We start from the raw sequence: 17,468 nt of genomic DNA on the forward strand, positions 1-17,468 counted from the left end.
GCGGTACAGCCAGATACCGTCAAGCACGTACCCATCGGGATGAGGAGGCGGGATGAGCACCGACGTGCTGCTCTCCGTCCGCGGGCTGCGCAAGCGGTACGGCGGACGGACGGGTGTGCAGGCGAACGACGGGATCGACCTCGACGTGGCGCGGGGGCAGGTCGTCGGCCTGCTGGGCCACAACGGGGCGGGCAAGACGACGCTCGTGCACCAGGTGGTCGGGCTCGTCCGTCCCGACGCCGGCACGATCACCCTGGACGGCGTCGACGCGGTCGCGCACCCGGAGGTCGCACGGCGGCGCGCGTCCATCCAGGCGCAGGCGAACGTGCCGATCACCGGGCTGACGCCGCGCCTCGCGATCGAGCTCGTCGGCCGGATCCGCGGCGGCGAGCGCACCGCGGTGCGCCGTCGCACGCAGGACCTCCTCGACGCCCTCGACCTGGGCGACTGGGCCGACACCCGCGCGGAGAAGGTGTCCGGCGGCGTCGCGCGCCTCACGTCCTTCGCGATGACGGCCGTCCGGCCGGGGGCGCTCGTCGTCCTCGACGAGCCGACCAACGACGTCGACCCCGTGCGGCGGCGCCTGCTGTGGCGGCAGATCCGCGGCCTCGCCGACGCCGGCCACGCCGTCCTGCTCGTCACGCACAACGTGCGCGAGGCGGAGCGCGTCGTCGACCACCTGGCCGTCCTCGACCACGGCGTCGTCCTCGCCGCCGACACCCCCGCCGGGCTGACCGCGTCCCTGCGGGGTGCGCTCACGCTCGAGGTCGACCTGCCGCACGACGGTCCCGTGGCCTGGCACCCGGCGGTCGTCCCCGGCGGGGCCGGTCGGCTGCGCGCCACCGGGACCGTGCCGGCCGCCGACGCCGCGGCCGTGGTCGCCTGGGCGCAGGCCGAGGTGGACGCCGGGCGCCTCGAGCGGTACGCGCTCACGCCCGCGTCGCTCGAGGACGTGTACGTCCGGCTCGTCGGCGAGGAGCACGCCGCGACGGGTGCCGAGGAGGTGGCCGCGTGAGCGCCGTCCGGCCGGGCACCGCGCCCGACGTCCGTCCCGCCGTCGCGCCCGACGAGCCGCCGGGGCCCCGGGAGAGCGTCCGGCAGACGCTGCTGCTCGCGCAGTGGCAGTTCCGCCGTCAGACGCAGTTCCTGCCGCTCATGGTCGTCGTGCAGGCGTTCATGGCGGTGGCGACCGTGATCGGGTACGGCCTGCTCGTCGGCGACCCCGACCCGACGACCGCCCTCTACCTGGCCACCGGTGCGCCGACCATCACGCTCGTCACCATCGGCCTCGTGCTCACGCCGCAGCTGCTCTCGCAGTCGCGCACGGAGGGCAGCCTCGACTGGCTGCGCACGCTGCCCGTGCCGCGCACCGCGTTCCTCGTCTCCGACCTGCTCGTGTGGACGCTGCTCGCGCTGCCCGGCATGGTGCTCGGCGTCCTCGTCGGCGTGTGGCGCTTCGACGTGGACCTGTCGCCCGCGCCGTGGCTCGTGCCCGGGGCGCTGCTCGTGTCGCTCACGGCCGCGTCCGTCGGGTACGCGATGGCGTCCCTGCTGCCGCCGGCGCTCGCGCAGCTGCTGACGCAGGCGCTCGTGTTCGTCGTCCTGCTGTTCTCACCCGTCAGCTACCCCGCCGAGCGCATGCCCGGCTGGCTCCAGGACGTGCACGCGTGGCTGCCGGTCCAGCCGATGGCCGAGCTGGTGCGCAGCGGCCTCGCGGCGGAGGCGTTCACGCTGCCGACCCGCTCGCTCGTCGTGCTGCTCGTGTGGTGCGCGGCGTCGGTGGTCGGTGCGGTGCTCGCGCTGCGCCGACGCGCGTAGGGCGGCACGACGAGGGCACGTGACGGAGAGGTTCGCCGACGTCGGGCCGTGAGTGGCCGGACGACGACGGCGCCGCGGGAGGCGTCCCCGCGGCGCCGGCGTCGCGTGCGACCTCAGCCGGCGCCGACCGTGACGTCCGGTCGCCCGACCCCGCCCGCGGTGAGCTCCACGACCATCGCGTCCGGGTCGGACACCGTGAACCCGAGGTCGAACGAGACGGTGCCTCCGGCCGGCACCGGCTCGAGCGGCGGGCCGCCCACCAGGTCCGCGGCGCTGTCGATGACGGTCGTGGCCCGGATGCCGCCGGACGACGCCGAGGCGCGGAAGAACAGCGGCTCGTACGGTGCGGCCGTCCCGTTCGTGACGGTCACCGTGACGCGGACGTGCTCGCCGTTCTCGGTCGCGTCCGCGCTCTCCGAGGGCTCGAACGGCCGCGGCGCGTCGACCGTCACGCTCAGCCCGTCCGGGTAGGCGTACGGCTCGCCGAACACGGTCGTGGTCGGGGGTGCCGCGTCCTGTGCGGCGGCCGCGTCCTCCGCGCCGTCGTCGGGGTCCGCCGCGTCGCCCGGCTCCGCGACGGCGCTCCCGTCGGGCGCGTCCGCGGTGGCGCCCGGCGTCGCGGCGGGTGCGCCGGTGGGCCACTCGACGCGCACCAGCCCCGCCTGCGTGGCGAGCACCAGCCCGAGGGCCAGGGCGGAGACGACGAGCGCCGTGACGGCCGTCCCCCGGCCCCGGCGCCCGTCGCGCACCGCGTCGACGAGGGCGGTGGCGCCGAGCACGAGGGCGATCACCGCGAGCACGCCCGCCAGGACCGCCGCACCCTCGTCGACCGTCTGCACGCCGCCCAGGGCGGCGGCGACGAGCGCGGTCACGAGCGCCGCGACGGCGAGCCCGCGGCCGCCCGGCTCCGGGCCCGGGTCGCGCTGCGCCGCGGTCCCACCGGGTGCGGGCCGGACCGCCGTGGCGTCGTCGGTGCTCATGGGGCTCCTCGTGCCGGGCGTGCGACGGGCGTGCGGGGCCTGCGCGCCGGGCTCAGCCCGCCTCGACGGTGAAGGCCTCGTGCGTGACGACGTTCGGCTCCACGCGCATGACGACCGACGCGGGGTCGGCCACCGTGTACGCGACCTCGAACGTGACCATCTCACCGGGGGCGAGCGGCTCGAGGGGCGCCCGGGCGAGGTCGGACCCGAAGTCGATGATCTCGGTCGCCGCGGTGCCGGCGGACGTGACGGAGGTGAAGAACACGACCGGGTTGTACTCCCCGGTCGTGCCGTTCGCGATCGTCACCGCGAAGCGCACGTGCTGGCCGCCCTCCCCGGTGCTCGCGTACGGCGACGGCTCGTACGGCGTCGGCGCGGCGACCGTCACCTCGAGACCGTCCGCGTAGACGAACGGCTCACCGAAGCCGACCGGCGCCGGCTCCTCGGGCAGCGGTGCGACGTCGTCCTCGCTGCCGGAGCCCCACGGGTCCTCCTCGGTGGGACCGGCGGGCCACGGCGCGTCGTCGGCTGCCTCCGCCGACTCCTCGACCTGACGCACGAACTCCGTGAGCGCCCGGGAGTACACGACGTGCGAGACCACGACGGACGCGACCGCGACGACACCGACGACCGCCCCGGCGATCGCCATCCCGCGGCCGGGCCGGGCCTTCACGAGCGCGACGACCCCGACGACCACCGCGGCCAGCGCGAGCAGCCCCGCGGCGTAGTTCACCAGCGGCACCCAGCTGAGCAGCAGCGCGACGCACGCGAGCACGAGGGCCGTGATCGGCATCGCCTTGCCGGGCGGGTTCGGGCCGCCGGGCGGGACGTAGCCGTGCGGGCCGCCGTGCTGCGGGTGGGCGGGGACCGCGTACGGGGACGTGCCGGGGGAGGGGGAGCCGGGGGGCGCGTACCCGGGCGCGGCGTACCCGGAGGGCCCGTACGCGGGAGCGCCGTACCCGGGGGCGCCGTGGCCGGGGGCGCCGGTGGGCGCGGCGTGGGGTGCGGCGTAGGGCGCGGCCGGGACGGGAACCGGTGTGCCGGGAGCGGCCGCTGCGGGGGCGGCGGACGCGGGGGCGCCGTACGCGGGAGCCGTCGGGATTGCGGGAGCCGACGGGACCGCGGGAGCCGACGGGACGGCGGGAGCCGGCGGGACCGCAGGCGTCGACGGGGCGTGAGGCGCCGCCGGTGCCGGTGCCGTCGTGGCCGCGGGTGCCCCGGTGCCCGTCGGTCCTGCCGTCGCCGCGGGTGCAGCGCTGCCCTCGGGTGCCGCCGCGGGCGGGTCTCCCGCGCTCGACGTCGCGGGGGCTGCCGCCGCGTCCGACGGCGCGGGTGCGAGGGGGAGCGTCGGCGCGGTGCCGTACGGGGCCGCGGGCGCGAGGTCGGGCTCGCCGCTCGTGCCGGTCGCCGCTGCCGGCGCGGTGGTGGGCTCGGCGTCTGCCTGACCGGCCGGCGCGGCCGGGGGCGGCGGGACCGTCGGGGGCGGCGGGATCTCTCCGGGCTGCTGGCTGGTCACGCGGACGGCGCTCCTCGCTGAGGGTGGGACGGGTGGCCGGCGACTCGGCGGTCCGTCGTGGCGCCCCAGTATCGAGGAACGGGGCGTCCGTCCGATTCGCCCGTCCGCGTGGCGTCCGCGAGCTCCCCGAGCGGCGTGCACCGGCGCCCGCCGACCTCGTCACCCCGGTGCCGAGTCCGGCACCTAGGAGTGCCGGACTCGCCGCAGGAGTGCCGTACTCGCCGTACGGGTGTCGTACGAGTGCCGTACTCGCCGCACGAGCGCCGGACTCGCCGCACGCGTGCCGGACTCGCCGCAGGAGTGCCGGACTCGGCGACGCAGCGGCGGGCCGCGACGCCTCGGCGCGGGACGGGTGCACGCCGGGCGGCGGCGGGAGCGGCGGCGTCGTCCGCCCGGCCCCTCAGCCCCGCGCCACCTCGCCCGGCGCGGGCTCGCCGAGCAGGTCCGCCTGCCACAGGTCGGGGCCGAACACCTCGTGCTGCACGTCCTGCGGCGCCACGCCCTGCGCGAGCAGCTCGGCCCGGACGGCCTTCATGAACGGCAGCGGTCCGCACAGGTAGTACACGGCGTCCCCGCGCAGGTGCACCCGCCCCAGGTCCATGCGCCCCTGCGCCCGCCCGTCGACGGGCAGGTCGCCGGCGTCCGACTCCTCGTACCAGACGTGCACGTGGCCGTGCAGGGCCCGCACGTCGGCGAGCACCTGGTGGCGCAGCGCGAAGGCGTCCTCGCGCACGTCGGCGTGCAGGAGGGTGACGTGCAGGTCGGAGCCGGCGGCGACCAGGTGCGAGAGCATCCCCGCCATCGGGGTGATGCCGATCCCCGCGCTGACGAACACGATCGGCCGCCCGGAGTCGTCGAGCACCACGTCGCCGAACGGCACCGACATCGTCAGCGTGTCGCCCACCTGCACCGTGTCGCACAGCAGGGTCGACACCTCGCCGTCGGGCTTGCCGCCGCCGCGCACGCGCTTGACCGAGAACTGCCGGTGCTCGCCGTCGTCGGCGCGGGTGAGGCTGTACTGCCGGGGCTGGTGGACGCCGTCGGGCATCAGGACGCGCACGGTCACGTACTGCCCGGGCAGCGACGTGCGGACCGCACGGCGGTCGCGCCGGCGGACGCGGAACGTGACGACGTCGTCGGTCTCGGGGACCTTCTCCGCGACCTCCCACTCGCGCCACACCGTCTGCGGCCGCACGCCGCGCGCGCTGTACAGGCCGCGCTCCATGTGGACCAGCGCGTACGCCATCAGCCAGTAGACCTCGTCCCACGCGGCGGCCACCTGCGGCGTCACCGCGTCGCCGAGCACGTCGCCGATCGCCCAGAAGAGGTGGTCGTGCACCACCTGGTACTGGTCGGGCCGCAGGCCGAGGGACGCGTGCTTGTGCGCGATGCGGGACAGCAGCCGCTCGGGCAGCTGCTCGGGGTCGCGCAGCAGCGCGGTGGCGAACGCCGCGACGGACCCGGCGAGCGCGACCTGCTGCGTGCCCTCGGCCTGGTTGCCGCGGTTGAACAGGCCGTCGAGGAGCTCGGGGTGCTCGCCGAACATGTGCCCGTAGAAGCGCCGTGCGATCTCGCCGATGTGCTCGGCGACGACCGGCAGCGTCGCCTCGATCACCGGTCGGGACTGGTCGGACAGCATGCGGGCCCCCCTCCTCGCGGGGCGGGCCCGGTGCGCCGGGGGCCGACGCCGGTCCCGTCCGTCCTGCCATCGTCGCCCGGCGCGCGCGGCGGCGCCACGGGGGCACGCGACCGCCCCCGACGCGCCCTCGGCCCGGCACGCGTGCCGGGCTCCTGGTCAGGCCGGCCGGGGCGCGTCGGTGGTGTCGTCGTCGGGAGCCGTGCGTTCGAGGAGCGTGGCGAAGGGCCGCAGCGCGGCCAGGGCGACGGCGGCCGCGATCGCTGCACCGCCGCGGTGCTCGAAGAAGACCTGGAGCAGCGCGGTCAGCAGCACCCAGGCGAGGACGGTCTCGGTGACGGTCGCGCCGAGCGGGCCGGTGGCGCGCCCGGCCCGGCGGCCGAGGGGTTCGAGGAGGAGCCAGGTGACGACGGCGAACACCGGGTAGATCCACAGCAGGTGCAGGAGGCGCCATCCTCCGCCGTCGGTACGCAGGCGCCCGACGTCGGGCAGCAGCGCGGTGAGGACGACGGCGATGAGGAGCGGCAGGGCCGCGAGCCACACGACGCCGAGAAGGTAGAGGACCTTGATCGGGATGTACCGCTTCTCGCGTCCCGGTTCGGGGCTCATGGTGTCTCCTCGGCGTCCCCGACGAGGACGGTGATCGTCCGCCTCCTTGCAGCGCTGCTGCAGCCCCCTGCAGACGTGTGCGCCCCCGGGTGCCGGCCGACGGTCGTCGACGGCTGCGGGCCGGGGGCGCACCTGACCCTGCCGGGGCCGTGGGGGCCGGTCAACGGGCGGTCCAGGCGGCGGATGCGCCGACGTGGCGGGCGTCAGCGGCAGGGACCGGCGGCCTCGCTGAGGGTCGGGAGGTCGTCGCGCACCGCGTGTGCCGTCGCGTCGGACGACTCGCCCGGGTCCTGCCCCGGCCGGCGGTCGTGGCCCGGGTGCGTCCCGACGGCCTCCACGTCCGGCACGACCGCGTCCATGACCGCCGAGCCCTCGTGCGGGCCGCCCTCCATGACGAGGACGTCGGGCGCCTCGCCGCCGAGCAGGACGGGCTCGGTCGCGAGCTGCCGGTGCGCCCGCAGGTACGCCGGGACGAGCAGCGCGACCGCGCCGAGCCACGCGAGCGGGTTCGCCCAGACGACGCCGGTGAAGCCGAACGACGCGCCGAGCACGATCGCGGCGCCGACGCGCATGACGAGCTCGATGACGCCCGTGACGGTCGGGACGCCCGTGTGCCCGAGGCCCTGCAGGGCCCCGCGCAGGACGAAGAGCACGCCGAGGATCGCGTACAGCGCGCCGTTGACGTGCAGGAAGTGCGCGGCCATCGAGACGACGCGCTCCTCGCCGGGGCCGACGAACAGCGCGACGATCTGCGCCCCGCCTGTGACGAGGACCGCGCCGAGCAGCACCGACCCGACCACCGACATCCACACGCCCTGGACCACGCCTGTGCGGATGCGGTCGGGGCGGCCGGCGCCGTGGTTCTGCGCGACGAACGTCGAGACCGCGAGCCCGAGCGACTGCAGCAGCGCGACCGCGAGGCCGTCGACGCGCGCGGCCGTCGTGTACGCGGCGACGGCGTCGGGGCCGAGCTCGTTGAGGCGCACCTGCACCGCGAGCGTGCCGATCGCGATGACCGACATCTGGAAGCCCATCGGCACGCCGATGCGCAGGTGGCGGGCGAGGTCCTCGCGGGTCACGCGCCAGTCGTCGCGGTGCACGTGCAGCACGGGCACGCGCTTGACCACGTACGCGAGGCACAGCGCGACGGACACGCCCTGGCTGACGACCGTCGCGAGGGCCGCACCGCCGACGCCCATGCCGAGCACCGGGACGAGCCCGAGCACCAGCACGATGTTGAGCAGGCAGCTGATGGTGAGGAACACCAGCGGCGTCCGGGAGTCGCCGATGGCGCGGATGATCGCCGAGAGGTAGTTGAAGAACATCAGCGTGCTGCCGCCGAGGAACGTGACGACCGTGAAGGTCGTGGCGTCCTCGAGGAGGTTCTCCGGGGTCTGCAGCAGGCGCAGCGCGGGCTCGGCGACGAAGGGCGCGCCGACCGTCAGCGCGAGGCTGCCGACGGCGGACAGGACCGTGCCCGCCGCGACCGAGCGGCGCACGCCCGCGGCGTCGCCGGCGCCGAACGCCTGCGCCGTCGGGATCGCGAAACCGCTCGTCATGCCCCAGGTGAAGCCGAGCAGCAGGAACGTCAGGGCGCCCGTCGCGCCGACGGCGGCGAGCGCGTCGACGCCGAGGACGCGGCCGACGACCATCGCGTCGGCGACGTGGTAGAGCTGCTGGACGACGTTGCCGATCAGCAGGGGGACGGCGAACAGGAGGATGACGCGCCAGGGACGGCCGGCGGTCAGGACCTTGGGCATGACAGGGGACTCCGGAATCGGAGGAGTGACGGGTGGGGGCGTGCGCCCGGGCGTTCTCGCGCCGGTCGCTGTCGCTCCTCGATCGTATCGATACGACCGGCGCTCGTCGTTAGCCCTTTCCGGTACCCGGAGGTGTCCGCTCGGTCACATCGCGCGACGACGGGCAAGCGATTCCCATCGTGCGGCAAGGGGCGCGGCAAGCCGTGGGCGATGCCCGGGCAAAGACGTGGGCGCGGGCCCTGCGGACGCCCTAGCGTGCGGTCGGTGAGCGTCGTCCTGCTGCCCGAGCGGTCCTGCGGCGGTCAGCGGTGACCGCCCCGGCCGACGAGGTGCCGATCTCCGCCGACGTCGTCACCGCCCTGCTCGCCGAGCAGCACCCGGACCTGGCCGCGCTGCCCGTCGGGCGGCGCCACTCCGGGTGGGACATGGCGATGTACCGGCTCGGCGACGACCTGGCCGTGCGGCTGCCGCGGCGCGCGGCGTCCGTCGGCTCGCTCGAGGCGGAGCTGCGCTGGGTGCCCGAGCTGAGCCGCGGGTGGACGTTCCCGACGCAGCGCGTGGTGCGCGTGGGCGTGCCGGGTGCGGTGTACCCGTGGCCGTGGGCGGTCGTCACGTGGCTGCCGGGCGTGCCGGCGTCGGAGCGACCCCTGGGCGTCGAGGCCGGACCCGCGCTCGGCCGCGCGCTCGCGGAGATCCACGTGCCGGTGCCGGCGGGCGTGGAGCCGCCGTTGAACCGCGAGCAGTCGGTGGCGCTCGCCGAGCGCGGCCCCGGGCTCGCCTCCGCGCTGGACCTCGTCGCCGCGTCCGCCGCGGAGCGCGGCGTGCGGCTCGACCGGGCCGTGGCCGACGCGATCTGGGCCGAGGCGCTCGCCGCACCCGTCGACCTGCCGCGGACCTGGATCCACGCCGACCTGCACCCGTACAACCTGCTCAGCGACGACGGGCGGCTCGGCGGCATCATCGACTGGGCCGACGTCGCCGGGGGCGATCCCGCGACCGACCTCGGGTTCCTCTGGCTGTCGCTGCCGCCGGACGGGCTGGCGGCGGCGGTCGAGGCGTACGGGGGCGTGTCGGCGGCGACGCTCGCCCGGGCGCGCGGCGTCGCGCTCGCGCTGGCCGCCGGGTGGGCGGTGTGGGAGGGCGAGGAGCTGACGATCGCGACCGGGTGGCGCGCGATGGTCGCGCTGGGGGTCGTGCGCTGAGGGCGCTGGTCGGCGTGCGCGGACGCGCTGCGCGTCGTGCGCGGACGCGTTGGTGCGTGGTGTGCGGGCTGGCTCGCCGCACCCGTGCGTCAGAGTCCCGCGCCTCCGCTGCCGCCGGCGCTGCCCGTCTGCGCGCTCTGCATGCCGTTCGCCGTGATCGGCGGGTTTGGCAGGCCGTCGCCCTCGTCGTACGGCTGGTTCTGCGGGGCGGTGCCGCGCACGGGGTCGGGTGCGGTGGTGGCGTCGTCGCCGGGCTGCTCGCCGGGCAGGGCGGTCGGCGGGGTGGTGGTCGGGTCGGACATCGTCGGCCTCCTGACGTCGGTCGGTCATGTCTACCAGCGGGGACCGACGACGGCTCGTCGGGCTGCCGCCGTCCGCACCGCCGTCCACACCGCCGCCCGCGTCGTCGGCCCCGCGTGCCACGCTGCTCCCGACCCACCTGCGAGAGGACCTCGATGACCGCCGTCCGCCTCATCCGCTCCGGCACCCTGTCCGACGTCGCCGAGTACGCGTACGCCGCGACGGCGCCCGCCGACGCCCGGTTCGTCTTCCTCGCCGGCGCGTGCCCGCTCGACGACGACGGCCGCACCGTCGGCGTCGGCGACCACGCCGCGCAGGCGGCCCAGTGCGTCCGCAATCTCCTCGTCGCCCTGCGCGACGCCGGCGCCGGGCTCCAGGACGTCATCAGCACGCGCGTCCTCGTCGCGACGACGCGCCAGGCCGACCTCGTCACCGCGTGGGAGGTGGTGCGCGAGGCGTTCGGCGACCACGACGTGCCGAGCACGCTGCTGGGCGTGACGGTGCTCGGGTACGACGACCAGCTCGTCGAGCTGGAGGCGGTCGCGGCGGTGCGGGACGGGTCGGACGCGTGAGCGGCCCGGACGACGTGCGCGTCGACCGAGTCCGCGGGGTGCTCGCCGGGCAGGCCTGCGGCGACGCGCTCGGGGCGGGGTACGAGTTCGGACCGCCGCTCGGGGACGACGTGCCGGTCGGGATGGTCGGTGGCGGCGTGTTCGCGTGGGAGCCGGGGGAGTGGACCGACGACACGCAGATGTCGACCGTGCTGGTCGCCGTGGGGCTCGCCGCGGCGGAGGGCGGGTCAGACCTGCTCGCGTCCCTCGACGACGTCACCGCCGGCTGGGCGGCGTGGGCCCGGACGGCCGCCGACGTGGGCGCGCAGACGCGGTCGGTGCTGACGACGGCGGCGTCGACGTCGGCCGCGGACGTGGCGGCCGCCGCGCGTGCGCACCTGGCCGCGACCGGGCGGGCCGGTGGCAACGGGTCGTTGATGCGGACGGCGCCGGTGGCACTGGCGTACCTGTCCGACCCGGTGCGTCGCGCGGAGGCGGCGCGCGTCGTCAGCGACCTGACGCACCCCGACCCGATCGCCGGGGACGCGTGCGTGCTGTGGTGCGACGCGATCGCACGGGCGGTGTCGACGGGCGTCGCGGACGTGCGCGCCGGGCTCCCGCTCCTGCCCGCGGAGCGGCGCGGGCAGTGGCAGACGTGGATCGACGAGGCGGAGGCGGCGCCGCCGGTCGCGTTCCACCGCGACAACGGGTGGGTCGTGTCGGCGTTCCGGGCGGCGTGGTCGGCGGTCGTGCGCGGGCGGGACCTGCCGTCGGTGCTGGACGTCGCCGTGCGCGGCGGGAGCGACACCGACACCGTCGCGGCGATCGCGGGTGCGCTCGCGGGGGCCGTGCACGGGTGGTCGGGGGTGCCGCAGGAGTGGCGGGACGTGGTGCACGGGTGGCCGGGGTGGACGGTGGCGGAGCTCGCGGAGCGGGGGGTGGCGCTGGCGCGGTGAGGCGGCACGCGTAGTGGTCGCTGCGTCCCCGGGGGTGCGCACCGACCCGTCGTGGGTGGTGCCGCGCCGACGCGCGGACGGCGACACCCGTGGTCAGGGGCGGGACAACGGCCGGACGGCTCGGCAGCGGCGCTACCCTCTGGCCGTGGGCACCGTTCGCGAGTACGGGTTCCGGGAGTACTCCGACGACCTGACGCCGGGGAACGACGGCCGGAGCAACCTGCTGTTCCGCGACGGCCAGCTGTCCGGCCACGCCGAGTTCCAGTCCGTGAGCACCGTCACGTCGGATGGCGGGGACGTGTCGGACTCGGACGACGAGCACGACACCGACACGGTCGGGACGATCGGGAAGATCGTCGTCGGGGTCGGCGTCGGGGCGCTGGCCGCGTACGGCGCCGTCGAGCTCGGTCGGCGGATCGTGGGCGCAATCCGTGCACGACGAGGCGACGCCGGCCACCCCTCCGCTGCGGACGCGCCGGCCGAGACCGCGCACGCATCGGCCGAGGCCGAGGATGCGCCCCTCCCGGACGAGGTGAGCCAGCCGGACGAGGCCGACGCGCTCGTCCAGGAGGTCCAGACGCTCTGCGACGAGGCCACCTCGGGCATGAAGGCGTACCAGGCGCGCATGCGCCCGCAGGCCGACGTCGAGCAGGACGAGGAGCCGGTGCGTTCGGAGACGCGCGGCGAGCGGCGCAGGGAGCGCTGAGGACCGGACGGCGCGTGAGCTGAGGACCGGACGGCGCGTGACGGGAGCCGGACTGGCGACGTGACTCCGCCTCGTCACGTGCTGCACGCGGGTCGGAGGATGAGGGGGCGAGGAGAGACCTCACACGACGCCGACTGACCCACGTGGCCGCACACGCGCCGTTGACGGGCGGGGGTGCCGTCGCGCGGGCTGAGTGGTCCGGGCGCTGAGGTCGATGCGCAAGTCAGGAGGATGAACCCGCGGCGGACGCGCGTCCGGGTGGCGCGGGTCGCGACGCCTCAGCGGGCCGGTGCGCGGTGCCGATCGTGGGTCGTGAGCATCCCCGGGGACGACCTGCCGCGAGCGGCGGGCGGCTGGGCTCCGCGGCCGCTGCTCGACGAGCGCACGGGCCGACCGGTGCGGGGGACGAGGTCGCGGGCGTACGACTACTGGCCCGTGGCGACGCCGGTGCCGGTCGTGCCCGTCGCACCTGCGCGCCGCGGCGTCGTGCGGCGGCTCGCCGTGATCGCCGTCGTGGCGGCGGTGTGCGCCTGGACGGCCGTCAGCGTCCTGCCGCCCGCGCTCCAGCACGTCGACGCGGCGTGGCTCGACCGGCTCGTCGTCGGTCGCGTCCCCGAGCCGACGCCGGAGGTGGCCGCGCTCGCGGACGAGATGTTCCTGACGCAGGAGGGGCGTGAGCTGCTGTACCGGGCGCGGCCGCAGCTGCTCGGCGCAGCGGAGTTCGCCGGGCACTGCGGCGCGGGCGTCCGGGCGGTGCGGGCCGAGGGCGCGGTCGGGTGCTACCGGCCGGCGTCGGGCACGGACGTCAGCGGCGGGTCGATCGTCGTCTACGTCCCCGCGGACGCGCGACTGCACGGGTTCGTCGTCGAGACCACCGCGCACGAGCTGCTGCACGCCGCCTGGGACGAGCTCACCCCGACCGAGCGCGGCGAGGCCGCCGAGCTGCTGCGGGACGTCGTCGCCGGCATCGACCCCGCGGACCCGATCCACGCGCAGATCGCCGGGTCCGTCGGCGGGTACGAGGGGAACCGGCCGACGGAGCACTTCGCGTACGTCGGCTCGCAAGTGTGGCGCGAGGGCGGGCTGCACCCGCGGCTGGAGGCGCTGTACGGGCGGTACGTCGCGCACCGGGCGGCGCTCGTCGAGGTGAGCACGGCGTTCCAGGGGCGGCTCGATCGGCTCGCCGCCGACGCGGACGCCGCGGTGTCCGCCCTGAGCGCGCGACGGAACGAGCACGCGCAGGCGCGGGCGCAGCTCGCCGCGGACGTCGCGACGCTCGACGGGTACCGGTCGATGCTCGAGCAGGAGGAGACGCGGTACGCGGCGATGCCGCCGGGGGAGCAGGCGCGGTCGCGGCTGGGGTGGACCTGGCGGGACGGGACGCGGCTGCCCATGGCCGCGGCGTCGACGACGCTGGGTGCGGCGCGGGGGCTGCTGGTGCGGGACGAGGCGGAGATGGCCGTGCGGGCGGAGGCGCTGCGGGTGGCGGGGGAGGAGCTCGCCGCCGAGGAGGCGCGGGTGGAGGCGCTCGTGGCCGACGTGGAGGAGGTGCTGGGGCAGCTGGACCCGGGGACGTGACGGCGCGGTGCGTCGGTCAGCCGTCCCAGTGCCAGCCGTCGTCCGGTCGGTGTAGCCGTTAAGGACCAGGGCGGGCAGGGGGAGGCGGTGGAAGTCGGGAGAAACAACGCCGTGGGATCACGTCAGGGTGCGCCTCAACGGGGGATGGGCGCGTCGCTCCCATACGCGAACACGTGGGCGCTCAGCACGTCGACCTCGCGGCGAGGGTCGCCGAAGAACGCCGCAAGCCTGTGCGTGACCCGGGCGAACGGTCGCTCGCGTGCCTGACCTGCCTCGTTCCAGTTCGCGGCCGGCACGACCAGGAACAAGTGCTGCGCGTCCTGGGCGATGTGGACCTTCCAGAAGTCCTTCAGGTCGTGGTTGTTCGCGGTCGTGCCACCGCGTTCGACCTCAGCGATGATCCCTCGGCCCTGCGCGAGCGGAAACACGAAGTCTGGGCGGGCGCGCGTCACGAACCCGTCCTGCGGCGTCAGCACGACCTCCTCGTCGAACCCGATCTCGCGCACGAGCTCGCTGACGACGGCCTGCACCGCTGAGCTCGACGCGCGGTGCACGTGCACCCGGTCGATCGCGTCGCGCCGTTCCTCCAGGTGCCTCCGGAGTCTCTGAGCCAGCTCGTCCACGACGCCCATCTCGTCCGCCTCGGACCCCGTCAGCGCGCTGCGCACAAAGCGCGCGTGGCGGTCGGGCATGCACCCGAGCTTCCGTGGAAGCAGACGGAGAAGCTAGCTCCGATCGGGCGAAGTCGAGCACGTGATCAGCTGAGGAAGATCCGCTCCCGGTGCCAGTGCAGGTAGTCGAGGCGCGGAACGTACCCGCCCGGCATCGCGATGTGCGGGCGCAGGAATGGAGCATTGAACATCAGTCGTACCGCTGGGTTGCTCGACGAGGCCACGCGCACCGAGGTCACGACCTCGAGGTCGTCGCTCAACGTCAGGTCGCCGGCGTCGAATGCGGCGTCGTGCGTAGGGCAGGCGGCCACGCCGTTGCGGACGTCGCGCCGTTCGCGGTCGTCGCTCGACCGCCACGGTTTGATGTGGCTGGCGCGAAGGAGCGTGGGTCTCGAAGCGTCCTCGAGCGTGAAGCCGCAGAAGACGCACGCCCAGCCGCAGTTGATCAGCACGGCTTTCGCGAACCGGTGCTGGTCGATGCGCACACGAGCGAGCGCCTGCCGCTCGGACGGTCGCTCTGATCCGTCTTCCCGGTGCTGGTCGAGCCTCTCGCGGAACGCCACCTCGACAGCCGACTCGTCGATCTCGTCCTGGCCCAGCAGCTCGAACGCATCCGAGTGCTCGAGCTCGAGGAAGTCAGGGAGCTGCTGCGGCGTGACACCCGTCCGTCGAGCGGCCGCCAGGACGACCCGGTACAGCTCGAAGAGCCGGCCGTGGTCATCACGCAGCGCCTCCCACAGACGTTGGTCGCTCTTCCCGCCTCGGCTACGACCCCCTTCGAGGTTGGCCATCTTGGACGTGATGCTGGTGCGACGACGTCGGAACAGGCGCGCGAGCTCAGGGATCGGTGTCGGCCCCTTGGTCGCCAAGCCGCTGCCGTAGCTGACGTGTCCGAGTGCGACCATCCCAGCCGCGCACAGCAGGGTCTCCACGGGCAGGTAGTCGACCTGGTTCTCCCCTGGGCCGACCTCCTCGCGCACCAGGACCGAGCGCCACTGCGCTTCTGCGTCAGGCAGCGACAGGTCGAGGTAGTGCGAGATGTCGTACGGCACGTCTGGAACCTCCCCTGAGGAGATCGGCCACCGAGCCGCCCCTCTCGACGACCGTCACCCGGATGCGGGAGCCGACGGGTTCACCAGCGACCGCAGGTGCTCCCGCGTCTCGTCATCGACGGAGTAGAGGACGGTGCCGACCATCCCTCGGGTGAGCAGCACCTTGTAGACGTGCCGCACGAGCCGGTCGAAGGTCGCGTCGTCGACGGACTTCCGCGACCGGAAGTCTGGGTCCTTGTTGTGCTCGCGCTGCGCGACCCACTGGCCGTCCCGCCACACCAGGTCCGGGCCGAGGATGACTCCGTTCCATGAGTACTCGAAGCCCTGTGCGGTGTAGACGCACCCGACCTGACCGAACCCACCCTCGCCGGTGGCCCAGAGGGCGGAAGGGGGCGCACCACCGACGGAGCGGTCTCCGCGTAGGTTCCAGGGCCGTCGCCACGTGCCGATGACGACGTCGTCCACAAGGGTGCCGTCCGGGCGCGGGTCACTCCACGGCCAGCAGTAGCCGGCGGTCATGCGCGCATTGAGACCCTTGTCGAGCTGCGCCTGCAGGCGCTCCTCGAGCTGCTCAGGGGTATCGACGACCTCGACGCTGAAGCGGTCCTCGTCGTACCACGCGACTGCGCCTTCGCCGCGCAGTCCGAGGAGCCGAAGGACCCAGTCGAGGTAGGCGTCGCTGCCGCCGGCGCGGAACTGCGCGTTTAGGTCGACGTGGCGCACCTGGAGGCCGCGAGCCGCGGCGTGCTGCTCGATCTCCGGTACCGATCCCATCTCGCCGGGGCGCACGACCTGGAACTGGTCCAGCAGGAAGACGGGGACCCGGGCGGCGTCGAAGAGCTCCTCGATCTGAGGACGGGCCGCCGCGCGCACCTCCTTACGCGTGTACCGGTTGACCGAGGTGACCCGGAGGCGGTGCGCCTCGTCGAGGATGAGGACGTCCAACCCGTTCTTCTCCGCGCTCATGAAGCTGTTGAAGTAGGCGAAGAGGTTCCGCGTCCGAGGGGATCCCTTGCCCGCCACCTGGCGGAGGGTCTGCGTGAAGGACCGTGAGCCGGTCGCGTGCATCACCGTACGACCCTGCCGGGCCAGCTCGCCCAGCAGCGAGAGTGCGATGACGCTCTTCCCGCTTCCCGGGCCGCCCGCGATCACCACCGCGGTCTTGTGGTTCGCCTCGCGCGCTCGTCGCACCTCCGCGAGGACGAGCTCGTACGCGACGCGCTGCTCGTCGAGGAGCACGAAGTGCTCACGCTCACGGACCTCCTGCGCTGCGACCGACAGCAGCTGCCTAGACGGGGCGATCTGCGAGGTCAGCAGGTCGTCTGCGGCTCGCGCCCCGGACTCGCTCGACAGCCGTGAGCGCAACCAGTCGTGGAGCTCGCCGCGGCGGTTCCCCGTGAAGATCGGCGACCGTGCGCCCGACTCGGCGCGTCGGAGATCGGCGACGCTCGCCTCGGAGGCGTTGTGGAGGTAGGCGGCGCCTCGCACCGCCTCGTCGTCGTCGGCGAGGACGCGCACGAAGTCACGGAGGTAGTCGACGTAGCCATCGACCTGCAGTGCCGGGTGCAGCGCGGGCCGGTAGGGCGCACCGGGGACGTCCACGAGGCCGCTGCTCTCGGGCCAGGCGCGGGCGCTGGACCACTGCTTGAGCTCGAGCACGACGTACGAGTTGCGGCCGGTGCGCGGGTGGACCCCGGCGAGGATGACGTCCGCGCGCTTGCTGGTAAGAGGAAGGCGCGCTTCGAGCAGCACGTGGACGCCGTCGAGGCCGGCCTCGCGCAGGTCGTTGGCCAGGACGGGTAGTGAGGACCGCCAGGAACGGCGCTCGCCCTCGTTGGCTGCACCGACTCCTTCGTGGTGGAGGAACCGCGCGAGGTGCTCCTCGATGATGGACGGGCCGGCATCGACCTCGGCAGCAAGTTCGATGGCACTGCGACGCAGCGCATGCACGTGGACGTCCCCCAGGCAGCACGAATGAACGTGCGGGGGACATGTCTTCCCGACTAGGGGAGAAGTCCGTCGATCCGCTGACGGAGGAAAGGTAACCGCTGTCGCCGTCGCAGGTGCGCACCTAGCGCACCAAGCGCGTCTCAGCGCCGCGGCTCGACCCCGTCCGGATCGGTTTGGCGGCGG

At 74.9% G+C, this 17,468-nt stretch carries 16 protein-coding genes; 7 read left to right on the forward strand and 9 right to left on the reverse strand.

What is annotated here, in order from left to right:
* Positions 1-52: 52 nt before the first annotated feature.
* Both GC089_RS00870 and GC089_RS00875 read left to right on the forward strand, forming a co-directional pair.
* A complete protein-coding gene (locus GC089_RS00870; RefSeq protein WP_155376091.1) occupies positions 53-1,015 on the forward strand; it encodes an ABC transporter ATP-binding protein in 963 nt (320 codons plus the stop codon).
* Positions 1,012-1,818 carry an ABC transporter permease gene (locus GC089_RS00875; RefSeq protein ID WP_155376092.1) on the forward strand — a complete coding sequence of 269 codons (807 nt, stop codon included), beginning with the start codon at positions 1,012-1,014 and terminating at the stop codon, positions 1,816-1,818. The genes GC089_RS00870 and GC089_RS00875 overlap by 4 nt, the downstream gene beginning before the upstream one ends.
* Positions 1,819-1,931: 113 nt before the next feature.
* Here GC089_RS00875 and GC089_RS00880 read toward each other — a convergent pair whose 3' ends face one another.
* From GC089_RS00880 to GC089_RS00900, 5 genes are all read right to left on the reverse strand, one after another.
* Positions 1,932-2,798: a DUF4190 domain-containing protein gene (locus GC089_RS00880; protein ID WP_155376093.1), complete on the reverse strand. Its 867-nt coding sequence runs from the start codon at positions 2,796-2,798 to the stop codon at positions 1,932-1,934.
* Between the two features lie 52 nt (positions 2,799-2,850).
* A complete protein-coding gene (locus tag GC089_RS00885) occupies positions 2,851-3,591 on the reverse strand; it encodes a hypothetical protein (protein ID WP_155376094.1) in 741 nt (246 codons plus the stop codon).
* A gap of 1,123 nt (positions 3,592-4,714) precedes the next feature.
* On the reverse strand, positions 4,715-5,953 hold the full coding sequence (locus GC089_RS00890; protein ID WP_155376095.1) for a globin domain-containing protein: 1,239 nt from the start codon (positions 5,951-5,953) through the stop codon (positions 4,715-4,717).
* Positions 5,954-6,109: 156 nt separating this feature from the next.
* A complete protein-coding gene (locus GC089_RS00895) occupies positions 6,110-6,559 on the reverse strand; it encodes a hypothetical protein (RefSeq protein WP_155376096.1) in 450 nt (149 codons plus the stop codon).
* 203 nt (positions 6,560-6,762) lie between these two features.
* A complete protein-coding gene (locus GC089_RS00900) occupies positions 6,763-8,319 on the reverse strand; it encodes an MATE family efflux transporter (protein WP_155376097.1) in 1,557 nt (518 codons plus the stop codon).
* 308 nt (positions 8,320-8,627) lie between these two features.
* Between GC089_RS00900 and GC089_RS00905 the strand changes: the two genes are divergently transcribed.
* Positions 8,628-9,521 carry a phosphotransferase gene (locus GC089_RS00905; RefSeq protein WP_155376098.1) on the forward strand — a complete coding sequence of 298 codons (894 nt, stop codon included), beginning with the start codon at positions 8,628-8,630 and terminating at the stop codon, positions 9,519-9,521.
* An 89-nt stretch (positions 9,522-9,610) separates the two neighbouring features.
* Here the strand turns inward: GC089_RS00905 and GC089_RS00910 are convergent, their stop codons facing one another.
* On the reverse strand, positions 9,611-9,823 hold the full coding sequence (locus GC089_RS00910; RefSeq protein WP_155376099.1) for a hypothetical protein: 213 nt from the start codon (positions 9,821-9,823) through the stop codon (positions 9,611-9,613).
* A gap of 153 nt (positions 9,824-9,976) precedes the next feature.
* Here GC089_RS00910 and GC089_RS00915 point away from each other — a divergent pair, with 153 nt between their 5' ends.
* From GC089_RS00915 to GC089_RS00930, 4 genes are all read left to right on the forward strand, one after another.
* Positions 9,977-10,393: a RidA family protein gene (locus tag GC089_RS00915; protein WP_155376100.1), complete on the forward strand. Its 417-nt coding sequence runs from the start codon at positions 9,977-9,979 to the stop codon at positions 10,391-10,393.
* Positions 10,390-11,328, forward strand: coding sequence for an ADP-ribosylglycohydrolase family protein (locus GC089_RS00920; RefSeq protein WP_230684966.1), 939 nt, complete (start codon positions 10,390-10,392; stop codon positions 11,326-11,328). The genes GC089_RS00915 and GC089_RS00920 overlap by 4 nt, the downstream gene beginning before the upstream one ends.
* A 145-nt stretch (positions 11,329-11,473) precedes the next feature.
* Positions 11,474-12,034 carry a hypothetical protein gene (locus GC089_RS00925; RefSeq protein ID WP_155376101.1) on the forward strand — a complete coding sequence of 187 codons (561 nt, stop codon included), beginning with the start codon at positions 11,474-11,476 and terminating at the stop codon, positions 12,032-12,034.
* A 312-nt stretch (positions 12,035-12,346) separates the two neighbouring features.
* Positions 12,347-13,612: a hypothetical protein gene (locus GC089_RS00930; protein WP_155376102.1), complete on the forward strand. Its 1,266-nt coding sequence runs from the start codon at positions 12,347-12,349 to the stop codon at positions 13,610-13,612.
* Between the two features lie 134 nt (positions 13,613-13,746).
* On the opposite strand, the gene GC089_RS00935 is transcribed toward GC089_RS00930, so the two are convergent.
* The 3 genes from GC089_RS00935 to GC089_RS00945 form a co-directional block, all read right to left on the reverse strand.
* Positions 13,747-14,304 (reverse strand): hypothetical protein, encoded by a 558-nt coding sequence (locus GC089_RS00935; RefSeq protein WP_155376103.1) that lies wholly within the window; start codon positions 14,302-14,304, stop codon positions 13,747-13,749.
* Between the two features lie 65 nt (positions 14,305-14,369).
* Entirely contained in the window at positions 14,370-15,335 is a 966-nt protein-coding gene (locus GC089_RS00940; protein ID WP_155376104.1) for an HNH endonuclease, read from the reverse strand.
* Between the two features lie 54 nt (positions 15,336-15,389).
* Positions 15,390-17,285, reverse strand: a complete 1,896-nt coding sequence (locus GC089_RS00945; protein WP_230684967.1) for a DUF2075 domain-containing protein — start codon at positions 17,283-17,285, stop codon at positions 15,390-15,392.
* Positions 17,286-17,468: the final 183 nt, after the last annotated feature.

The organism is Cellulomonas sp. JZ18 (genome assembly GCF_009720485.1).
Taxonomy (GTDB): Bacteria; Actinomycetota; Actinomycetes; order Actinomycetales; family Cellulomonadaceae; genus Cellulomonas.